Raw genomic sequence first — 17,586 nt, 5'->3', positions numbered from 1 at the left:
GCGGCCGATGAGCGGGGAGGACGACCCGGCCTGCTGGGAACCCGCCGACGGCAGGCTTCGAGGGGTCCTCCCCCCGCTCCTCAGATGTCGAGGAAGCGGACGTCCTTGGCATTGCGCTGGATGAAGTGGCGGCGCTGCTCGACGTCCTCGCCCATCAGGATGGAGAACATCTGGTCGGCCATCGAGGCGTCCTCCAGGGTGACCTGGAGCAGGAGCCTCTTGTCGGGGTCCATCGTGGTGTCCCACAGGTCCTCTGCGTCCATCTCGCCCAGCCCCTTGTAGCGCTGGATCGGGTTGACCTGGGGCAGCTTCTTGCCATGGGCGATGCCGTCGTCGCGCAGCGCATCGCGCTCCTCGTCGGAGTAGGCCAGCTCGTGGGGGGAGTTGGTCCAGCGCAGCCGGAACAGCGGCGGCTGGGCGAGGTAGACGTGACCGGCGTCGATGATGGGCCGCATGAACCGGAACAACAGGGTCAGCAGCAGGGTCCGGATGTGGGCGCCGTCGACGTCGGCATCGGCCATCAGGATGATCTTGTGGTAGCGCAGCTTGTCGAGGTCGAACTCCTCGTGGACGCCGGTGCCCAGGGCGTTGATGATGCTCTCGATGGTCTCGGAGTTCAGCGCCCGGTCCAGCCTCGCCTTCTCGACGTTGAGGATCTTGCCGCGCAGCGGCAGGATCGCCTGGATCCTGGGATCGCGGCCCTGGGAGGCCGAACCACCGGCCGAATCGCCCTCGACCACGAAGATCTCGCACTCCCGGGGGTCGGTGGAGGAGCAGTCCTTGAGCTTGCCGGGAAGTGAGGTGGAGCCCAGCAGGCCCTTGCGGCTGCGCGCCATGTCGCGGGCCTTGCGAGCGGCCACCCGGGCCTGGGCGGCGGCCTGGGACTTGCGGACGATGTTCTTGCCCTCGGCGGGATTCTCCTCAAACCAGTCGGAGAGCCGGTCGTTGAGGACCTTCTGGACGAAGGAGCGGGCCTCGGTGTTGCCCAGCTTGGTCTTGGTCTGACCCTCGAACTGGGGCTCGGTGAGCTTGATCGACAACACCGCGGTGAGACCCTCGCGGATGTCGTCGCCGGAGACCCGGTCCTCGCGCTTCTTGATCAGGCCCCAGGTCTCCCCCCACTTGTTGACGGTGCCGGTCAGTGCCGCCCGGAAGCCCTCCTCGTGGGTGCCTCCCTCGATGGTGTTGATGGTGTTGGCGAAGGTGTGCACGCTGGTGGCGTAGGAGGTGTTCCACTGCATCGCGATCTCAAGGCCCATCCCCTCCTCGGGGCGGTGCTCCTCCAGGGAGATCACGGTGGGGTTGATGACCTCCTTGGATCCGGTGAGGAAGCGGACGTAGTCCTTGAGGCCCTGCTTGTAGCAGAACTCGTCATGCAGCGGCTCGCCGTCCTCGCCGACCCGTCCCTCGCGGCGGTCGGTGAGGCTGATGAACAGGCCCTTGTTGAGGAAGGCGTACTCGCGGAACCGGGTGGCCAGCGTCTCGTAGTCGAATGTCGTGGTGTCGAAGATCTCGGGAGAGGGCTGGAAGGTGGTGGTGGTCCCGGTCTTGTCGGTCTCCTCCAGCATCTCCAGGGGGGCGTCGGGATCGCCGAGGGTGAAGGTCTGGCGCCAGCGGTGGCCGTCACGGCGGACCTCGACGATGTAGTGGCTCGACAGCGCGTTGACCACCGAGGAGCCGACGCCGTGCAGGCCACCGGAAACCTTGTAGCCGCCATTGCCGAACTTGCCGCCGGCGTGCAGCACGGTGAGCACCAGGGTGACGGTGGGGATGTGCTCGACCGGGTGCTCCTTGACCGGGATGCCGCGGCCGTTGTCGGTGACCCGGCACCAGCCGTCGTCCAGCAGCTCGATGGAGATGGTGTCGCAGTAACCGGCCAGCGCCTCGTCGACGGAGTTGTCGGCGATCTCGTAGACCAGGTGGTGCAGGCCTCGCTCGCCGGTCGAGCCGATGTACATCCCGGGTCGCTTGCGGACCGCCTCCAGGCCCTCCAGGACCTGGATCTGCTCGGCGTCGTAGGCCCCGTCGACCATCGCGGGGGTGACGTCGGCAGGGGTCTCGGCGGCGATACCGGCCTCGCTGCGGTCGGCTGCGGGGGTGCCAGTCGTGGAGGTGACGTCGACCAGGAGGTCGTCGATCTGGGGGTCCTGGGACGATTCGGGGTTCGGCGACTGACTCACGGGCAATGCGCTCCTGTGTGATCTGGACGATTCCCGATCCAGTGATCGGGAATCATCTGAGAGAGGACCTCTCGGGTTCGGGAGCTGGCCCTGCGGCGTCTCCCGATATCGGTCCCACCCTACTCCTCTTCACCGCCGAATTCGCGTCACGGGCGCGCTCAGCGCAGCGGCTCACGGGTCGGCATTGACCTCAGGACGCCGTGAGGGCCGCTTGGAGTCCCTCGACCCCCGCTCCTGAGTCCGGGGACCACTGAGGGGGTTCAGTTCGGCAAAGGCGTCATCCGGATGGGTCGGGTGACTCTGCCGCCAGGGCTGCCCGAGACGCCTCCCCCAACGACTCCCTGGCAGGCTCGACCTGCCGGGGGTGCCGACCACCGCACCGTGATCGGCCGGCCGCGGTCAGTTCCGCCCGGACCGGTGCTGGACCGCCGGGTACAGCGCCGAGGTGGTCGGAAGATCAGCCAGCAGGGCGGCGCCGGCCAGGGCGGTGCCGGGGTGCTGGGCGATCCGGACCTCGGGGACCGCATGGCGAAGGTGCTCATCGAAGGAGCCGCAGATGATGGCCGAGCCGAAGACCTTGCCGACCCGGGCCACTGCCGGAGTGGTCCGGGGACCCAGTCCCACCACCCGCAGGGCTGCGGTGACCGACTCGGCCAGCACCCTGCCTGCCTCCCGGCAGATGTCTGCTGCAACGGGATCGGAGTCGGCATGCTCGGCGGTGATCCGTGCATACCGGGCCACCCGGGAGACCTTCTGCGGATCGGCCTGGACCTGGAGGTAGAGGGTCGACAGGTCGGGGAACTCGGCGCTCACCGGTCCGGTGAGGGTGGTCTGGGGGCCGCGGCCGTCATAGGCCCGCAGCACCGCCTCGATGGCGGCCCGCCCGATCCAGAACCCTGAACCGGCGTCCCCGAAGAGGTAACCCCAGCCATCAACCCGGGCGACCCGGTGGTCACCGACCCCCAAGGTGACGACGCCGGTCCCCGAGGCCACCACCGCTCCCAGCGGGACCCCGTCCTGGGTGCCGAGGGCCCCCAGATAGCTCGTCACCGAGTCGTGGGCCAGGATCACCTGGGCCACCCGGGGACTGGTGGCCTGGTCGATGCGGGCCACCACCTCGTCCGGATCGCCGTCGTCGGACCACCCGGAGGAGCCGACCGCAACCGTCAGATCGGTGACCGACTGCGGCAGGTCCTCGACCGCCCGGCAGATCAACTCGGCGAGCTGGGGTTCCAGCGGCCGCTGGGTGAACACCGGGCCGTACTCGGCCTCCGAGACCGCCGCCCCGGTCGCCATCGGGTCACCGGGAACCCATCGGGCCCGCGACCCGCTCTGGCCGCAGTCGATCGCCAGCACGTCACTCATCGTGATTCACCTCTCTGTGATGCGAGGTCGCCGATCGGACCCCGGGTGGCCGCATCCAGCCCCGCGCCGCGGCCCACCCGGCCCATTCTTCCGTCATCGGGCTGCCAGGATGCGGGTTCGACGAATCCCGATCGGCGACCAGCGGCCCTCGGCCCAGGCGCGATACTCGAGTCCATGCACACCTGCGCAGCGCCGCCCACCGTCACCGTCCTCGACTCGGGCTGGACCCTCAGCCATCTGGGCGGCGGCCGGGCCCCCTTCGCCATCCAGGAGCTTGCCGCCCGGGTGCCCGGCTGCGTGCACACCGACCTGATGGACGCCGGTCTGATCGCCGACCCCTTCCACGGCACCAATGAGCACCTCACCGACTGGATCGGCGTGTCGGACTTCCGCTACCGGTGCCGTTTCACCACCCCGGCCAGGGTCCCCGCCGAGGGCGATACCCAGGCCGATCCCGGCTCTGGCGAGGTGACGGACCCACAGCACGACGGCTGCGACCGGGAGCGCTGCGCACTGCGATTCGAGGGGATCGACACGATCGCCGAGATCACCCTCAACGGCACCCCGCTGGGCCGGGTCCGTGACATGCATCGCAGCTACCAGTTCGACGTCACCGACCTGCTGCTGCCCGCCGATCCCGCGGGTCAGGCCCAGCAGAACGTCCTGGACGTCGTCATCCATGCCCCACTCACCGAGGCCCGCGCGGCTGCCGGGCGGATGGGCGAGAGGCCCCAGGACGGCAACGCCCACCCCTTCAACGCGATCCGCAAGATGGCCTGCAACTTCGGCTGGGACTGGGGCCCCGACCTGATCACCTCCGGCATCTTCCGCCCGGTCACCCTGATCTGCTGGCACACCGCCCGCCTCACCGATCCGCTCAGTGTGGTGGCATCCCTGACCCCCGGACCCGCTGCTCGGGTCGGAACCCTGCGCGTCCGCCCCTTCGTCGACCTCGCCCCGGCCGTCACCGCCGCTGACGCCGGCCTGGCGATCGAGGTCACCCTCACCGACCCCGACGGCCAGCCGGTCGCCACCACCCGCCGGCGGCTGACCGGCACCGACGAGATCACCCTCGAGATCCCCGACCCGCAGCTGTGGTGGCCGGTCGGAGAGGGCGGTCAGCCTCTCTACCGGGTCGACATCCGCCTGCTGGCACCCGATGGCACCCTGCTGGACAGCCGCCGGCGCAGCATCGGCTTCCGCACCGTCGAACTGATCAACCGGGACGACGACCACGGCACCTCCTTCACCGTGCGGGTCAACGGCCGCGACCTGTTCCTGCGCGGGGCGAACTGGATCCCCGACGACGTCTTCGTCTCGCGGATCAGCCCCGCCGACATCGAGCGGGGCATCGCCGACGCCCTGGACGCCCACATGAATGTGCTGCGGATCTGGGGTGGTGGGCTGTTCGCCGACGACACCATGCTGGCCCGCTGCGACGAGGCCGGTCTGATGATCTGGCAGGACTTCCCCTTCGCCTGTGCGGCCTACGCCGAGGACGCCGAACTGGCCGACCAGGTCGCCGCCGAGGCCACCGAGAATGTCATCCGGATGGCCGGCCACCCCGCCCTCATCCTGTGGAACGGCTCCAACGAGAACGTCGAGGGGTATGTCCACTGGGGGTGGCAGGATCAGCTGGCCCCCGGCCAGACCTGGGGGCTCGGCTACTACACCAGCCTGCTGCCCGATGTGGTGGCGGCCTGGGACGGCACCCGGCCCTACACCCCCACCTCCCCGTTCAACCCCACCGACCTGATGGATCCCCGCAGTCCCGACCACGGGTCGGTGCACTCCTGGGTGGTCTGGAACCGGATCGACTACACCCACTACCGCGACTCGGTGCCCCGCTTCTGCGCGGAGTTCGGCTTCCAGGGCCCGGCCGAGCGAGCCACCCTGGCCGAGTACCTGGACGACGACCCGATGGCCGCCGACTCCCCGGGGATGGTCCTCCACGAGAAGGCCGCCGACGGACTGCGCAAACTCGACGCGGGCTTCGCCCCGCACCTGCCCGCGCCGACCGATTTCGAGGACTGGCACTTCACCACCTCGCTGAACCAGGCGCGCGCGATCGAGACAGGCATCTCCTGGTTCCGATCCTGGTGGCCGCGCTGCGCAGGATCGATCATCTGGCAGCTCAACGACTGCTGGCCGGTCAGCTCCTGGGCGGCGGTCGACAGTGCAGGACGCCGCAAGCTGCTCTGGTTCGCGCTGCGAGACCTCTACGACGACCACTTCCTCACCATCCAGCCGCGCGGCGAGGAGGTCGGCGAGCAGTCAGCGGCCACGCTCAACCGGGCCGGGGTGCCGACGGTGATCGCCAGCAACCTGGCCGGTGCACCCTGGCAGGCCACCCTAAGGGTGCGCCGGTGCCGGTTCGACGGCCAGCTGCTGGAGAGCTTCCAGTCGGCGATCGACGCCGACCCCAGGACCAACGTCACCATCGAGCTACCGGCCCGTCTCACCCGATCGGTCGATCCGACCCGGGAACTGCTGGTCGCCGAGCTGGCCGGCCGCCGTGCGCTGTGGTGGTTCGCCGAGGATCTCGATCTCGCCCTGGAGCCGGCCGCCCTGGAGATCGTCAGCGACGATCTCAGTATCACCGTGACGGCCCACCGGCTCGTCAAGGATCTCTGCCTGCTGGGCGGTCCCGGCGCCCGACAGATCTCCCGGGGCCCGCGCCGGGCCACCCTGCTGCCGGGGGAGTCGGTGACCTTCCACACCTACCCGCTGCCTCGTCCTCGCATCGTCGGGGGCCTCGGACAGCCCGCACCGTCGGTGTCCCGCAAGGACTTCCGCTGCGTCAACGACCTGCTCGAGGCCGCGCGGCGGGTCTGAGCCTCGCCCCCTGGCCGTGGCCTGGGCACAGTCTTCGAGCGGGCAGCCGCGCCCTGGCAGGCTGCCATCAGGGTGGTGGAGGACAGCCGCCCGACCCGGTGGCAGGTCTGCGCGGTCAGACTCCCGGAGCTGCCAGGAAGGCCAGCACCGGCTCGGTGGCACGGACCTGGACGGTCTCCCCGGCGGCCAGCCACGCGGCCTGGCCCGGGGCCACCTCCAGCTCCCGTTGATCGCAACGACAGATCAGGGTTCCAGAGGTGACCAGGATGATCCGACCCAGATCTGTGGCGGGCAGCTCCACCGGCGAGGTGCCGCGCTCCCCACTCGGTCCGGCCGGGGTCACCCTCCACAGCCGGAACTCCGGGTACCGGGTCCGGTACACCGCGATCCCCTCGCCGAGCGGCTCAGGGTCGGCGGGAACGATCTCACGGGGCTGCAGATCGGCGATCTCCAGCAGCTGGTCGATGTCGATGTGCTTGATGGTCAGCCCACCGCGCAGCACATTGTCGGAGTTGGCCATGATCTCGATGCCTGTGCCGCGCAGATAGGCGTGAATGGTGCCGGCCGGCTGGTTGATCTGCTGGCCGGGATGCAGCAGCACCCGGTTCATCAGCAGAGCCGCCAGGATCGACGGATCCGCCGGATGATCGGCGTCCAGCTCGATGGCGGTCCGGGCGATCTCCCCGGCCGGGTCGCTGCGGTCCGCTCCACCCCGTGCCACTACGGCACGGGCGGCGTCCAGGAGTTCGGCGAGAGCCTGGCGCACCCGGTCGGAGCCGGTGAGGCAGTCGCGGATCACGGTGGCCAGCCCGATGCGTGGATCGGCGTCGTGCAGGGGTTCCAGCACCGCCTCGACCGTCGGCATCGGGCCGACGGCCGAGATCATCTCCAGCGAGATGGCGGGGTCGCGGAAGCCGGCGAGGGCATCGAAGTCGGTGAGGGCGACGATCATCTCCGGCTTGGGCCAGTCGTCGCGGAACAGCCGGCCGGCATCGTCGAGCGGGACTCCGGCAGCGTTCTCGGCGGCGAAACCGGCCTCGGCCTGGGCCCTGGAGGGGTGGGCCTGGAGGCTCAGCGAATGACCGGCCGACAAGATCTTGACCAGGTAGGGCAGCCGGGGCCCGAAGGTCCGGCAGGAGGCCTCGCCGATCTCCTGGCTGTGGCCGGCGAGGTACTCGTCCAGGACCGTTCCTGACCCGGCGAGGTCGGAGGGGGCATCCAGGATCGAGGGGGCCGAGGCATGCGCTCCCAGCCAGTACTCGGCCCACGGGGTGCCGTCGGCGGGGATTCCGAGGATCTGCGGAATGGCATCCGTCGATCCCCAGGCGTAGTGCTGGACCCGTCCGGTCAGCGGCCTCATACCGGCTCCTTCCACGGGGCGGGCCCGTCCGCGCCCCACGGGGAAGTCAACCACTGCGCGAGGCCGCGCGCAGGCCCTCAGCCGTATGTGTCGCGGGGTCCGCGGCCCGGGACGCTGCGGATGCCGTGCTTCCAGCTCGGCGCGGTGGGGCCCTGGACCACCACCCGGGTGACGGTTCCCTCGCCGAGCCTGGAGTTGAGCTCGGCGACCAGGTTGGCAGCGATGGAGCGCAACGACGTCGCCCACACCGTCGACTCGGCCTGCACCGTCAGCACGGCGTCCTGGTATCCGACCGGGCGGGAGTGGCCGGCGTTGGCGGGGCCGACGAGTTCTGGCCAGCGGGCCAGCACCATCCGCAGGCTGATCTGGCGACCCCAGCCGCGGTCGGAGACCAGCCGATCGACAGCCTTGGCCAGGGGAACCGGGTCGCGCCGGTCCGGTCCCGATCCGGACCACTGCGCACTGCGCTGGCGGCGGCGTCTGCGCTGCCGGGTGACGCCCCTCGGCGGAGGCAGGGTGACGTCGTGATCGCTGCGCGGCCGTGGCGTCCCGGCCGGATCCCCCCGTGCCGACAGAGCGATGAGACGAGCCAGGTCGGTGCCCTCGTCGTCGTGGTCGGCCAGCGCGTCGAGGTCGGACTCGTCGGGGGTGTCCTCGGGGTCAGGGCTGGGAGTGCCCGGTTCAGTCATCGTCTGTGCCCCCCGCGGTCTGCTCGGCGGTACCGGTCTGGTCGTCATCAGGGTGATGCCCGGTCTGCTGCTCCTCATTGTGGTCCATCGCACCGACACTGTGCGCGTCGACATCCTCCCGCGCAGCACCGGCATCCTCTGCGGGGCCACCATGATCTGCAGGGCCGGCATCCTCCCGAGGTGCGGTGGCCGTCCCCTGCTCGGCGAGCACCTGACCTCCGCCGACCCGGAACCGGGCCCCGGCCAGCTGATCGGGGACGTCCTGGGGCACCGCGGCGGTCACCAGCACCTGGTCGGCGCCGATCACGCTGGCTGCCAGCCGGTCGCGGCGGGTGGCGTCCAGCTCGGAGAAGACGTCGTCGAGCACCAGCACCGGCTCGATGCCGTCGTGGCGCAGCAACTGGAAGGAGGCCAGCCGCAGGGCCAGCGCCAACGACCAGGACTCGCCGTGGGAGGCGTACCCCTTGGCCGGCAGCTCGCCGATCGACAGCAGCACGTCGTCTCGGTGGGGACCGATCAGGGTCAGGCCACGGACCAGCTCGTCGCGGCGTCTGTCGGCCAGCGCGTCCAGGAAACGCTCCGTGAGGGCACCGCGGTCAACCTGGGAGGTCTGCGCCGAGCCGGGCGGCGACCACAGTCCGTCGAGGTCGATACTGGCCCGGTAGTCGGCGCCGGCCAGGTCGTTGACCGGGGCGATCTCGCGGTAGGCCACCGAGGCCAGCGGCATCAGGTCGGTCAGGGTGTCCAGCCGGGCCGACAGCAGCTCGGCGCCGACGGTGGCCAACTGGTCATCCCAGATCTCCAGGGTGGCGCCGATCTCCGCGCCGGCCGAGGGGCCGCGTCCCGACAGCGACTTCAGCAGCGCGTTGCGTTGACGCAGCACCCTCTCGTAGTCGGCCTTGACCCCGGCCATCCGCGGCCAGCGAGTGATCACCAGGCCGTCCAGGAAGTCGCGCCGGTCGGCCGGATCGCCGCGCACGATGGCCAGGTCGTTGGGGGAGAAGACGACCGTCCTCAGCACCCCGAGGAGGTCTCGGGTGCGCGGCAGCGGGGCTCGGTTGATCCGTGCCCGGTTGGCGCGGTGGGAGTTGATCTCGATCTCCAGCAGCAGGGACCGGTCGTCGCCATGGCCGGCTCGGATCCTGCCCCGCACCACCGCCTGTTCGGTGCCCATCCGGATCAGCGGGAGGTCCTGGCGGACCCGGTGGGAGGCCAGCCGGGAGAGGTACTCGACGGCCTCCACCAGATTGGTCTTGCCCTGGCCGTTGGCTCCCAGGAAGATCGTCACCCCAGGGCCCATGGGCACGTCGGCGCGCACGTAGGACCTGAAATCGGTCAACCAGAGGCGCTCGACAAACATCTTGACGATCTTAGAAGACCAGACGGCGAGGAACCGTGGCCTGTCTCAGTCGAGCCAGGCCCTGCCGTGGTGGACCACCGAGCCGGCAGGCAGCTGCGGATCGTCACCGGAGCGCACCGCGTCGACGATCTCGGCGGTCTCGGCGGGGCCCTCACCCTCCAGCGACCAGTCCTCCCCGGTCGCCACGATGAGGAAGCCAGGTCCCGGTCCGCCCTCGGTACGGGGACCCACGACGACCACCAGGTTGCCGGTGAGCACCGAGATCACCAGGGCGTCCAGGTCAGCCAGCAGGGCCGCCGATCCGCGGTCGCAGGCGTCGCAGGCGCACTCGGGCAGTGAGCCGAAACCCACCGGATCGGCGCCGATGGCCAGTTGCACCCAACTCAGCTCACCGGTCCGCGAGACCGTGACCCGCAGCGCCAGGGTGCTGGGCCGTGGACTGGTCCACAGGCTGGCGAGCGTCGCCCCCGACTGCCTGGGTCCCTCGACCTCGACCCCCCAGCTGCCGGTGAGGTACTTGCGCCAGGCTGCCAGCCGCAGCGTCAGGGCCCTGAACCGGCCCGGGTCGGTGACTCTGCCGTACTCCTCCTCATCGGCCCGCCGCCCGGCGTGGGGATCGGGCCAGCAGGGGGCCCTCAGCCGGCTGAAGACAGCATCGACCGAGGAGATGACCTCGTCGATCTTGCTCATGCGTGCAGTCTGGCATGGGCCTTCTGCGCACTTGGCGGCCCCCCGTGGGATCTACTGCAGGGCCCGGGTGGTACAAGGGGCCCGGAACCGCCCGAGCGGGGATCAGCCGGAGATCGGCCCACCGGGACTCGGGACCGGTGGCCGGCCCCGACCGGTCGAGATCAGTTGGGAAGCCTCATCAGCATGATGACGTGGCGGTAGTCGGGCAACGGCTCACCCTCCAGGGAGTTGACTCCCCGCACCAGGCACGGCTTGCCCGGAGCGGTGAAGGAGAAGTCGACGAACGGGGTGTCCAGGGCCCCCAGCGCATCGGTGAGGTAGTGCGGGTTGAAGCCGGCTGCGGTGATCGTCGGATCGCCGCCCAGATGGTCGGTGACCACGGCCTGGATCGCCTCGGAGGCCTGGGCCTGGTCGCCGGTGGCCGCCGACAGGGCGACGTCGTCCTCGTTGATCCCCATCCTCAGCGAGGTGTTGCGCTCGGCGACCAGGGCGACGCGGCGTACCGCGGCCATCAGCTCATCGGTGCGCACCCGCACCGAACGGGTCGCCTTGATGTCCATCAGGTGGCGGACCTTGGGGAACTCGCCGTCCAGCAACCTGGTCGTCATCCGGCGGTTTCCACCGGTGCCATTGCCCTCGAAGCCGACCAGCCCGTCGCCGGTAGCCCCGGAGGACAGGTTGACGGTGACGTTCTCCCCGGCGGTCATCGAGCGGGCGGTCTCGTTGAGCACCTTGGCCGGCACCAGGGCGGTGGCCTCCAGGTCGGTGGCCGAGGGTCGCCAGGTGATCTCCTTCAGCGCCATCCGATAGCGGTCGGTGGCCAGCAGGGACAGCGTGTCCCCGTCGATCTCGACCCGGACGCCGGTGAACACCGGCAGCAGCTCGTCGCGCCCGGCGGCCACCACCACCTGGGCGACAGCCTTGGCGAAGACGTCGGCGGCCACCGTTCCGGTGGCCTCGGGCATCGCCGGCAGGGCCGGGTACTCCTCGACGGGCAGTCCCTGCAGGGTGAATCGCGCCGATCCGCAGACCAGCTCCATCCGGGCGGCGTCGGCGGTGATCTCGACCGGCTTGTCCGGCAGCGACTTGGCGATGTCGGCCAGCAGCTTGCCCGAGACCAGTGCCTGGCCGGGTTCGTCGACCTGGGCGGTCAGCGTCATCTGGCCCGTCGTCTCGTTGTCGGAACCCGACATCACGACGGTGTCGCCCTCGGCGCGCACCAGCAGGCCGGCGAGGATCGGGACCACCGGACGGTTCGGCAGGGTTCGGGCGACCCAGGAGACCGCGTCGGCCATGACATCGCGTTCCAGCCGGATCTTCACAGGATCGCCTCTTCTGATTGTCGGACTTGAGTCTGGGCACCACACATGGTGCAAGCGAGTCGATCATATCCAGCTCTCGGGGGATCCGCCTGCCGGTCGACAGCAACTCCACGGCAGTATCTGCTCCCAGCACGCCGCCGCGAGACGCCGCCGGCCGTCGGACCCCCACCTCCGCAGCGCCCGGCCCGCCGGTGGCCGCCGGCTCCGGCTACTCGGTCGCGATCGCGGTGAGCACATTCACCCGGGTCGCCCGCCGGGCCGGCCACACCGCCGCCAGCACCCCGACCACCGCGGCGGCCACCAGGAAGATCAGCAGCTGAAGCCAGGGCACCGACAGCACGGTGATCCCGTCGTCGACCAGCAACCGCTGCAGCACCGCCCCGAAACACACTCCCAGGATCAGCCCGACCACCGCCCCCAGCAGGGCGATCAGCACCGACTCCAGGGTGATCATCCGTCGGATATCGCGGCGTTTCAGAGCGATCGCGCGCAGCAGGCCGATCTCCCGGGTGCGTTCGATGATCGACAGCCCCAGGGTGTTGACGATGCCCAGGATCGCGATCACCACGCTCAACCCGAGCAGGGCGTAGATGAACACCAGGATCTGGTTCACCTGGGCCATCTGTTCGGCCGCGTACTCGTCGATGTCCATCACCGAGACCAGCGGCATGTCGGCGGTGGCCCGGTCCAGCCCGGCGCGCACGGCCTCCCGATCGGCCCCCGGGGCCAGGTCCACCGAGACGAAGCTGTCCTGGCTGCCCAGCCCGACCCGGTCGAAGGTGTCCTGGGAGGTCCAGATCCCGGCCCCCGACAGACCATCCCCGGAGCTGAACAGGCCGACCACGGTGAAGGTGATCTTCTTCTGCTTGTCGGAGTTGTAGCCGGTGAAGGTCGACCCGGTGTGCAGGCTGCGATAGCTGGCGGCGTCCTGGGAGACGATGACCTCCCCCGGCGACCGGAACATCCTGCCCGAGGTGATCTTCTGGGGGAACATCTGGTCCAGGTCGGAGGCCTTCATCCCGCCGACGGTGAACATCAGCTGGCGGTCCTGGCCATTGCCCTGGGCCTCCTGGATCCTCCCGTCGGCGCCCACCAGCTGGAAGATCGCGGTGCTCATCGCATGCACCGAGGAGACGCCGTCGAGCTTGGCGGCGTCGGTGGCCACCGCGGCGGGGAAGTCCTTGAATCCCTGGGAACCGATCAGGAAGTCCCCCCGCAGGCTCTGGTGCACCTGCTCGGAGATCGAGGCCCTTGCCGAGGCGCCGAAGACCGTCATCAGGCTCACCAGGGTCAGACCGATCATCAGGGCGGAGGCCGTCGCCGCGGTGCGCCTCGGCTGCCGGATGGCGTTGAGCTCGGCCAGCTGGCCGACCTCCCCGAAGACCGCACGGTAGCCGCGTCCGACTGCCCAGATCACCGGGCGTCCCAGCATCGGGGAGGCGATCGCCACCCCGATGGTGACCAGCCCCATCCCGATCCCGGCCCAGACGGCGTCGTGGCCAGGATGGCCGAACAGCCCCACCAGGATCCCCACCACCCCGACACCGGCCATCGTCAACCCCAGAGCCGTCCTGGCCCCGAGCCCCTGGAGCTTCTCGGACCGGGCCCCGGTCATCGCCTGGACCGGCGGCACCCGGGTGGCGCGCTGGGCCGGCAGCAGGGCCGCGGTCAGCGTGACCGTCAGCCCGACGATCACCGAGATCACCACGGCTCGGGGTGGCACCCGGATCGAGGTGACGCCGAGGTCGAACCCGGCCGTCGTCATGAAGGTCTTGATGAGCTGGGCGACGCCGATCCCGGCCAGCACACCGAGGGCCGATCCGGCCAGCCCGACCACCGCGGCCTCCACCAGCACCGAGTTGCGCAACTGCTTGCGGGAGGCGCCGATCGCCCGGTAGAGGGCGAGCTCACCGGAGCGCTGGGCGATCAGGATCGAGAAGGTGTTGAGGATCAGGAAGGCCGCCACCACCAGGGAGATCCCGGCGAAGATCAGCAGGAAGGTGTTGACGTACTTCAGCGAGTCGTTGATCTGGGAGCTGACCCGGTCGGCGATGGTCGCGCCATTGGTGGCCTTGAAGTTCGAGGGCAGGAATCCGTTGATGGCCTGGGCGACGGAGTCCCGGTCGGCGCCGGGATCGGTCTGCACGCTGACCCCGGTCCAGGCGTTGCGGTCGGCCCCGGTCCTGTTGATCAGGAGGGCCTGGGCCCGCGAGGGGGTGAAGAAGATGTAGGAGGCCCCGGCGGTGCCGCCGGTGCCCCAGGTGGCGGTGCCGACGAGGGTGGCGCGGATGGTGCCCTTGTCGGGGGTGACGACGCGCATCTGGTCGCCGAGCCGGTAACCGGACTTCTCGAGGGTGGTGGGGTCGACCACGATCTGGTCGTCGGCCCTGGGCTCGTGGCCCGATCTGAGGACGATTCCAGGTTGCCCGCCGTAGGCCGGCAGGGTGGTCCAGGCCATTCCCAGTTGGGGCGGGCCGAAACTGGCCAGCGCCTTGCCATTGGATCCCACCGCGTAGACGCCGGTGGCGGTGATCACCCCGACGGCACGGGTGACCCCGGGCACCGCGTTGATCTTGGCGACCATGTCGGAGCTGATCAGCGGATCGTCGGTATCGGAGCCGGTCACTGCGACGTCGGTGCGCGGTTGCACCTCGACATCGGCGACACTGCCCCGGACGATCCCCTCGAAGGATCCCTTGAGCATGTCTGTGAAGATGAAGGATCCGGCGACGAAGGCGACCCCGAGGACCACCGCCAGGGTCGACATCAGTAGCCGGGTGCGGCGTGCCCACAGTGACTTCCAGGTGGCTGTCCACACGGTGGCCGGTTCCTCCTCGGTGATGGCTGGATTGCTCTGATGCTGGGCGGTTCTCGGCGACTAGTTCGACAACACCGAGACGCCGGAGATCCCCGATCCCTGGCCCGGGTCCCCTGCCGGCCGACCCGTGGCCGGCCGGGGGCCCGGCAACGGCGTCCTTCCGGTGGGATGGCTGCTGACGCCGGGGCCGCGCTGGTCGAGCCGGGCCATCGTGTCCAGGACGTGGTCGCGGGTCGGGTCGGACAGGTCGTCGACGATCCGCCCGTCGGCCAGGAAGAGCGCCCGGTCGGCGTAGGAGGCCGCCACCGGGTCGTGGCTGACCATCACGATGGTCTGGGCCATCTGCTCGACGCAGGAGCGCAGGAAGGCCAGCACCTCGGCCGAGGAGGTCGAGTCGAGGTTGCCGGTGGGCTCGTCGGCGAAGATGATCTCGGGCTGGGCGACCAGCGCTCGTGCGCAGGCCACCCGCTGCTGCTGGCCACCCGACAGCTCCGACGGCTTGTGGGACAGCCGGTCGGCCAGGCCGACGGTGTCGATCACCGAGTCGAACCACGCGGGGTCGGGTCTGCGCCCGGCGATCGCCAGGGGCAGCAGGATGTTCTCCCTGGCGGTCAGGGTCGGCACCAGATTGAAGGACTGGAAGATGAACCCGATCCGATCGCGGCGAAGCTCGGTCAGGCCGTTGTCGGACAGCGTGGCGACATCGGTCTCACCGATGAAGGCCTGCCCCGATGTGGGCCGGTCCAGAGCTGCCATGCAGTGCATCAGGGTGGACTTGCCCGATCCGGAGGGCCCCATCACAGCGGTGAAGCAGCCCTGGTCGAAGGCCACGTCGACGGCATCGAGGGCGACGACCAGGGTGTCGTCGCGCCCGTAGGTCTTGGTGAGTCCTGCTGCGCGAGCGGCGGGTGCGGTCATCTGTCCTCCTCGTGCCGTTAGCTTAGGCGGGGTCCAGTGTGCCCTTGCCCGCAATCGAGTGCGGTCGGGGCCCTGGGCTGCGGTGCTGTGGACACGGTGATGATGCCGTCCGGCGAGGTTGTCCACCTGATCCACCGCGGTTACTTGGAAGATCTATAGATGTATCTCTTTCAGTAGTCATTATCACCGCTGTGGATCCTGTGGAGAACCGGAGTCCGTGCTTGTCAGACGCCGATCAGCGGTGTGGATGGCGGTGGGGACGCCGGTGCAGGGAGGCCCTCCCGCTGTGGACGCCCGCCGGCTGTGAACAGTGGTCCCCCGCTCATCCCCCGGTTGTCCACAGGCCGCTGTGCATTGTGGACGAGGCGTGGAGCGACGAGGAGGGGTGGTCGAGGCCGGGGTGGTGCGCCCGGGTCGATGACACTGCCGGGCCGTCGGCGGGTGGCGGGTCGCCAGTCGGACTGCCAGCGCTCGGGGAGGCAGGAGCGCAGCGACGAGGAGGGGTCGTCCCCTCCTTGGACTAATTCTGCTTGATGCGGTTGGTGAGCTCGGAGACCTGGTTGAAGATCTGGCGTCGCTCCCCCATCAGGGATCGGATCTTGCGGTCGGCGTGCATCACGGTGGTGTGGTCCTTGCCGCCGAACTCGGCACCGATCTTGGGCAGCGACAGGTCGGTCAGCTCACGGCACAGGTACATCGCGATCTGGCGGGCGGTGACCACCGTCTGGGTCCGGGAGGTGCCCAGCAGATCATCGCGGTTGATCCCGAAGTAGGCGGCGGTCTCGGTGATGATGCGGTCCACCGTCACGGGGGACTCCTGGCCGTCCGGGATGAGGTCCTTGAGGACCACCTCGGCCAGAGACATGTCGACCAACTGGCGATTGAGGCTGGCGAAGGCCGTCACCCGGATCAGAGCGCCCTCCAGCTCACGGATATTGGTCTGTATCCGACTGGCGATGAACTCGAGCACCTCGGCGCTGACCGACAGTCGCTCGGAGGCGACCTTTCGACGCAGAATGGCGATCCGCGTCTCCAGATCGGGGGGTTGGATGTCGGTGAGCAGGCCCCATTCGAAGCGGCTGCGCAGCCGGGGCTCGAGGGCCTCCAGGAGCTTGGGGGGCCGGTCGGAGGTCATCACGATCTGCTTCTGGGCGTTGTGCAGGGTGTTGAAGGTGTGGAAGAACTCCTCCTGGGTCTGGATCTTGTTCTCCAGGAACTGGATGTCGTCGACCAGCAGGACGTCGACATCGCGGTAGGCACGGCGGAAGTCGTTGGCGGTGTTGGTGCCGATGGCATTGATGAAGTCGTTGGTGAGCTCCTCGGTGGAGACGTATCTCACCTTGACGTTGTCGTAGTAGTTGACGACGTAGTGGCCGATGGCATGGAGCAGGTGGGTCTTCCCCAACCCGGAACCGCCGTAGATCAGCAGCGGGTTGTAGGACTTGCCGGGAGATTCGGCGACGGCGACCGCCGCGGCATGGGCGAAGCGGTTGGAGGCGCCGATGACGAAGGTGTCGAAGGTGTACTTCGGATTCAGACGCATCAGACCATTGGCCTCACCGGCCTGGCGTTCCTCGGTGCTCAGCAGCCGGTCCGAGAGGGCGTCCGGATCTCCGGGATTGACCTTGGGAACGAACTGGGAGGGCGGCAGATCCTCCTCCTCGTCGTCCTGGTCCGTCTCGGGGACGCCGAGCGCCAGCTCGATGTCAGGATCGATCGTGATCGCCAGATGGATGGGCCGACGGAAGTAGTCCGACAGCAGTTCCTCCAGCTCGCTGCGCATCTTCGTCTCGATGCGGTCCCGGGTGAACTCGTTGTGGACGGCGATCATCGCAGTTGAGGTGTGCATCGTCACCGGACGGCTGTTGGCCAGCCAGGCCTTGTTGGCCGGGGAGACCTTGCGCACGACGGAGGACCAGGCCGAGATGAGGTCGTCGGTGGGATCTCCGGGCTCCTTGGAGCTCATCGGTGGGGGCAGGATCGCGTCGGGGTGAGTGGCGGGAGAGACGCCGGGGTCGTTGCGGGACATCGGCCGACCATCAGCCCCCG

Annotated in this window: 10 protein-coding genes and 1 pseudogene; 1 reads left to right on the top strand and 10 read right to left on the bottom strand. The window is 69.4% G+C overall.

All coding sequences use genetic code 11. From position 1 onward, the window contains the following. Positions 1 to 80: 80 nt before the first annotated feature. The gene (gene gyrB / locus G554_RS0100370) at positions 81 to 2,180 is read right to left on the bottom strand and encodes a DNA topoisomerase (ATP-hydrolyzing) subunit B (RefSeq protein WP_027586355.1); all 2,100 of its coding nucleotides are present in this window, start codon (positions 2,178 to 2,180) and stop codon (positions 81 to 83) included. 399 nt (positions 2,181 to 2,579) lie between these two features. Continuing rightward, complete coding sequence (locus G554_RS0100365; protein WP_027586354.1) at positions 2,580 to 3,545, bottom strand: N-acetylglucosamine kinase; 966 nt, start codon at positions 3,543 to 3,545, stop codon at positions 2,580 to 2,582. A gap of 174 nt (positions 3,546 to 3,719) precedes the next feature. On the opposite strand from G554_RS0100365, the gene G554_RS13730 reads away from it, so the two are divergent. Beyond that, positions 3,720 to 6,380 (top strand): glycoside hydrolase family 2 protein, encoded by a 2,661-nt coding sequence (locus G554_RS13730; RefSeq protein ID WP_051232078.1) that lies wholly within the window; start codon positions 3,720 to 3,722, stop codon positions 6,378 to 6,380. 115 nt (positions 6,381 to 6,495) lie between these two features. Here the strand turns inward: G554_RS13730 and manA are convergent, their stop codons facing one another. The 8 genes and pseudogenes from manA to dnaA form a co-directional block, all read right to left on the bottom strand. Then, positions 6,496 to 7,740: a mannose-6-phosphate isomerase, class I gene (gene manA / locus G554_RS0100355; RefSeq protein WP_027586353.1), complete on the bottom strand. Its 1,245-nt coding sequence runs from the start codon at positions 7,738 to 7,740 to the stop codon at positions 6,496 to 6,498. Positions 7,741 to 7,817: 77 nt separating this feature from the next. Next, on the bottom strand, positions 7,818 to 8,429 hold the full coding sequence (locus G554_RS0100350; protein ID WP_027586352.1) for a DciA family protein: 612 nt from the start codon (positions 8,427 to 8,429) through the stop codon (positions 7,818 to 7,820). 193 nt (positions 8,430 to 8,622) lie between these two features. Next, positions 8,623 to 9,789: pseudogene (recF, locus tag G554_RS13725) on the bottom strand (DNA replication/repair protein RecF); the annotation flags it as partial. 45 nt (positions 9,790 to 9,834) lie between these two features. Continuing rightward, the gene (locus G554_RS0100340) at positions 9,835 to 10,479 is read right to left on the bottom strand and encodes a DUF6226 family protein (protein WP_027586351.1); all 645 of its coding nucleotides are present in this window, start codon (positions 10,477 to 10,479) and stop codon (positions 9,835 to 9,837) included. Positions 10,480 to 10,640: 161 nt separating this feature from the next. After that, positions 10,641 to 11,801 carry a DNA polymerase III subunit beta gene (gene dnaN, locus G554_RS0100335; protein ID WP_027586350.1) on the bottom strand — a complete coding sequence of 387 codons (1,161 nt, stop codon included), beginning with the start codon at positions 11,799 to 11,801 and terminating at the stop codon, positions 10,641 to 10,643. 208 nt (positions 11,802 to 12,009) lie between these two features. Further along, positions 12,010 to 14,619: an ABC transporter permease gene (locus G554_RS0100330; RefSeq protein WP_027586349.1), complete on the bottom strand. Its 2,610-nt coding sequence runs from the start codon at positions 14,617 to 14,619 to the stop codon at positions 12,010 to 12,012. Positions 14,620 to 14,679: 60 nt separating this feature from the next. Continuing rightward, entirely contained in the window at positions 14,680 to 15,537 is an 858-nt protein-coding gene (locus tag G554_RS13720) for an ABC transporter ATP-binding protein (protein WP_084648187.1), read from the bottom strand. Positions 15,538 to 16,057: 520 nt separating this feature from the next. After that, the gene (gene dnaA / locus G554_RS0100320; protein ID WP_027586348.1) at positions 16,058 to 17,503 is read right to left on the bottom strand and encodes a chromosomal replication initiator protein DnaA; all 1,446 of its coding nucleotides are present in this window, start codon (positions 17,501 to 17,503) and stop codon (positions 16,058 to 16,060) included. Positions 17,504 to 17,586 lie beyond the last annotated feature (83 nt).

It is taken from the genome of Acidipropionibacterium thoenii DSM 20276, from assembly GCF_000423445.1.
Classification (GTDB): Bacteria; Actinomycetota; Actinomycetes; order Propionibacteriales; family Propionibacteriaceae; genus Acidipropionibacterium; species Acidipropionibacterium thoenii.
Note: the sequence above shows the minus strand (reverse complement) of the source record. Positions and strands in the feature narration are given on the sequence as shown.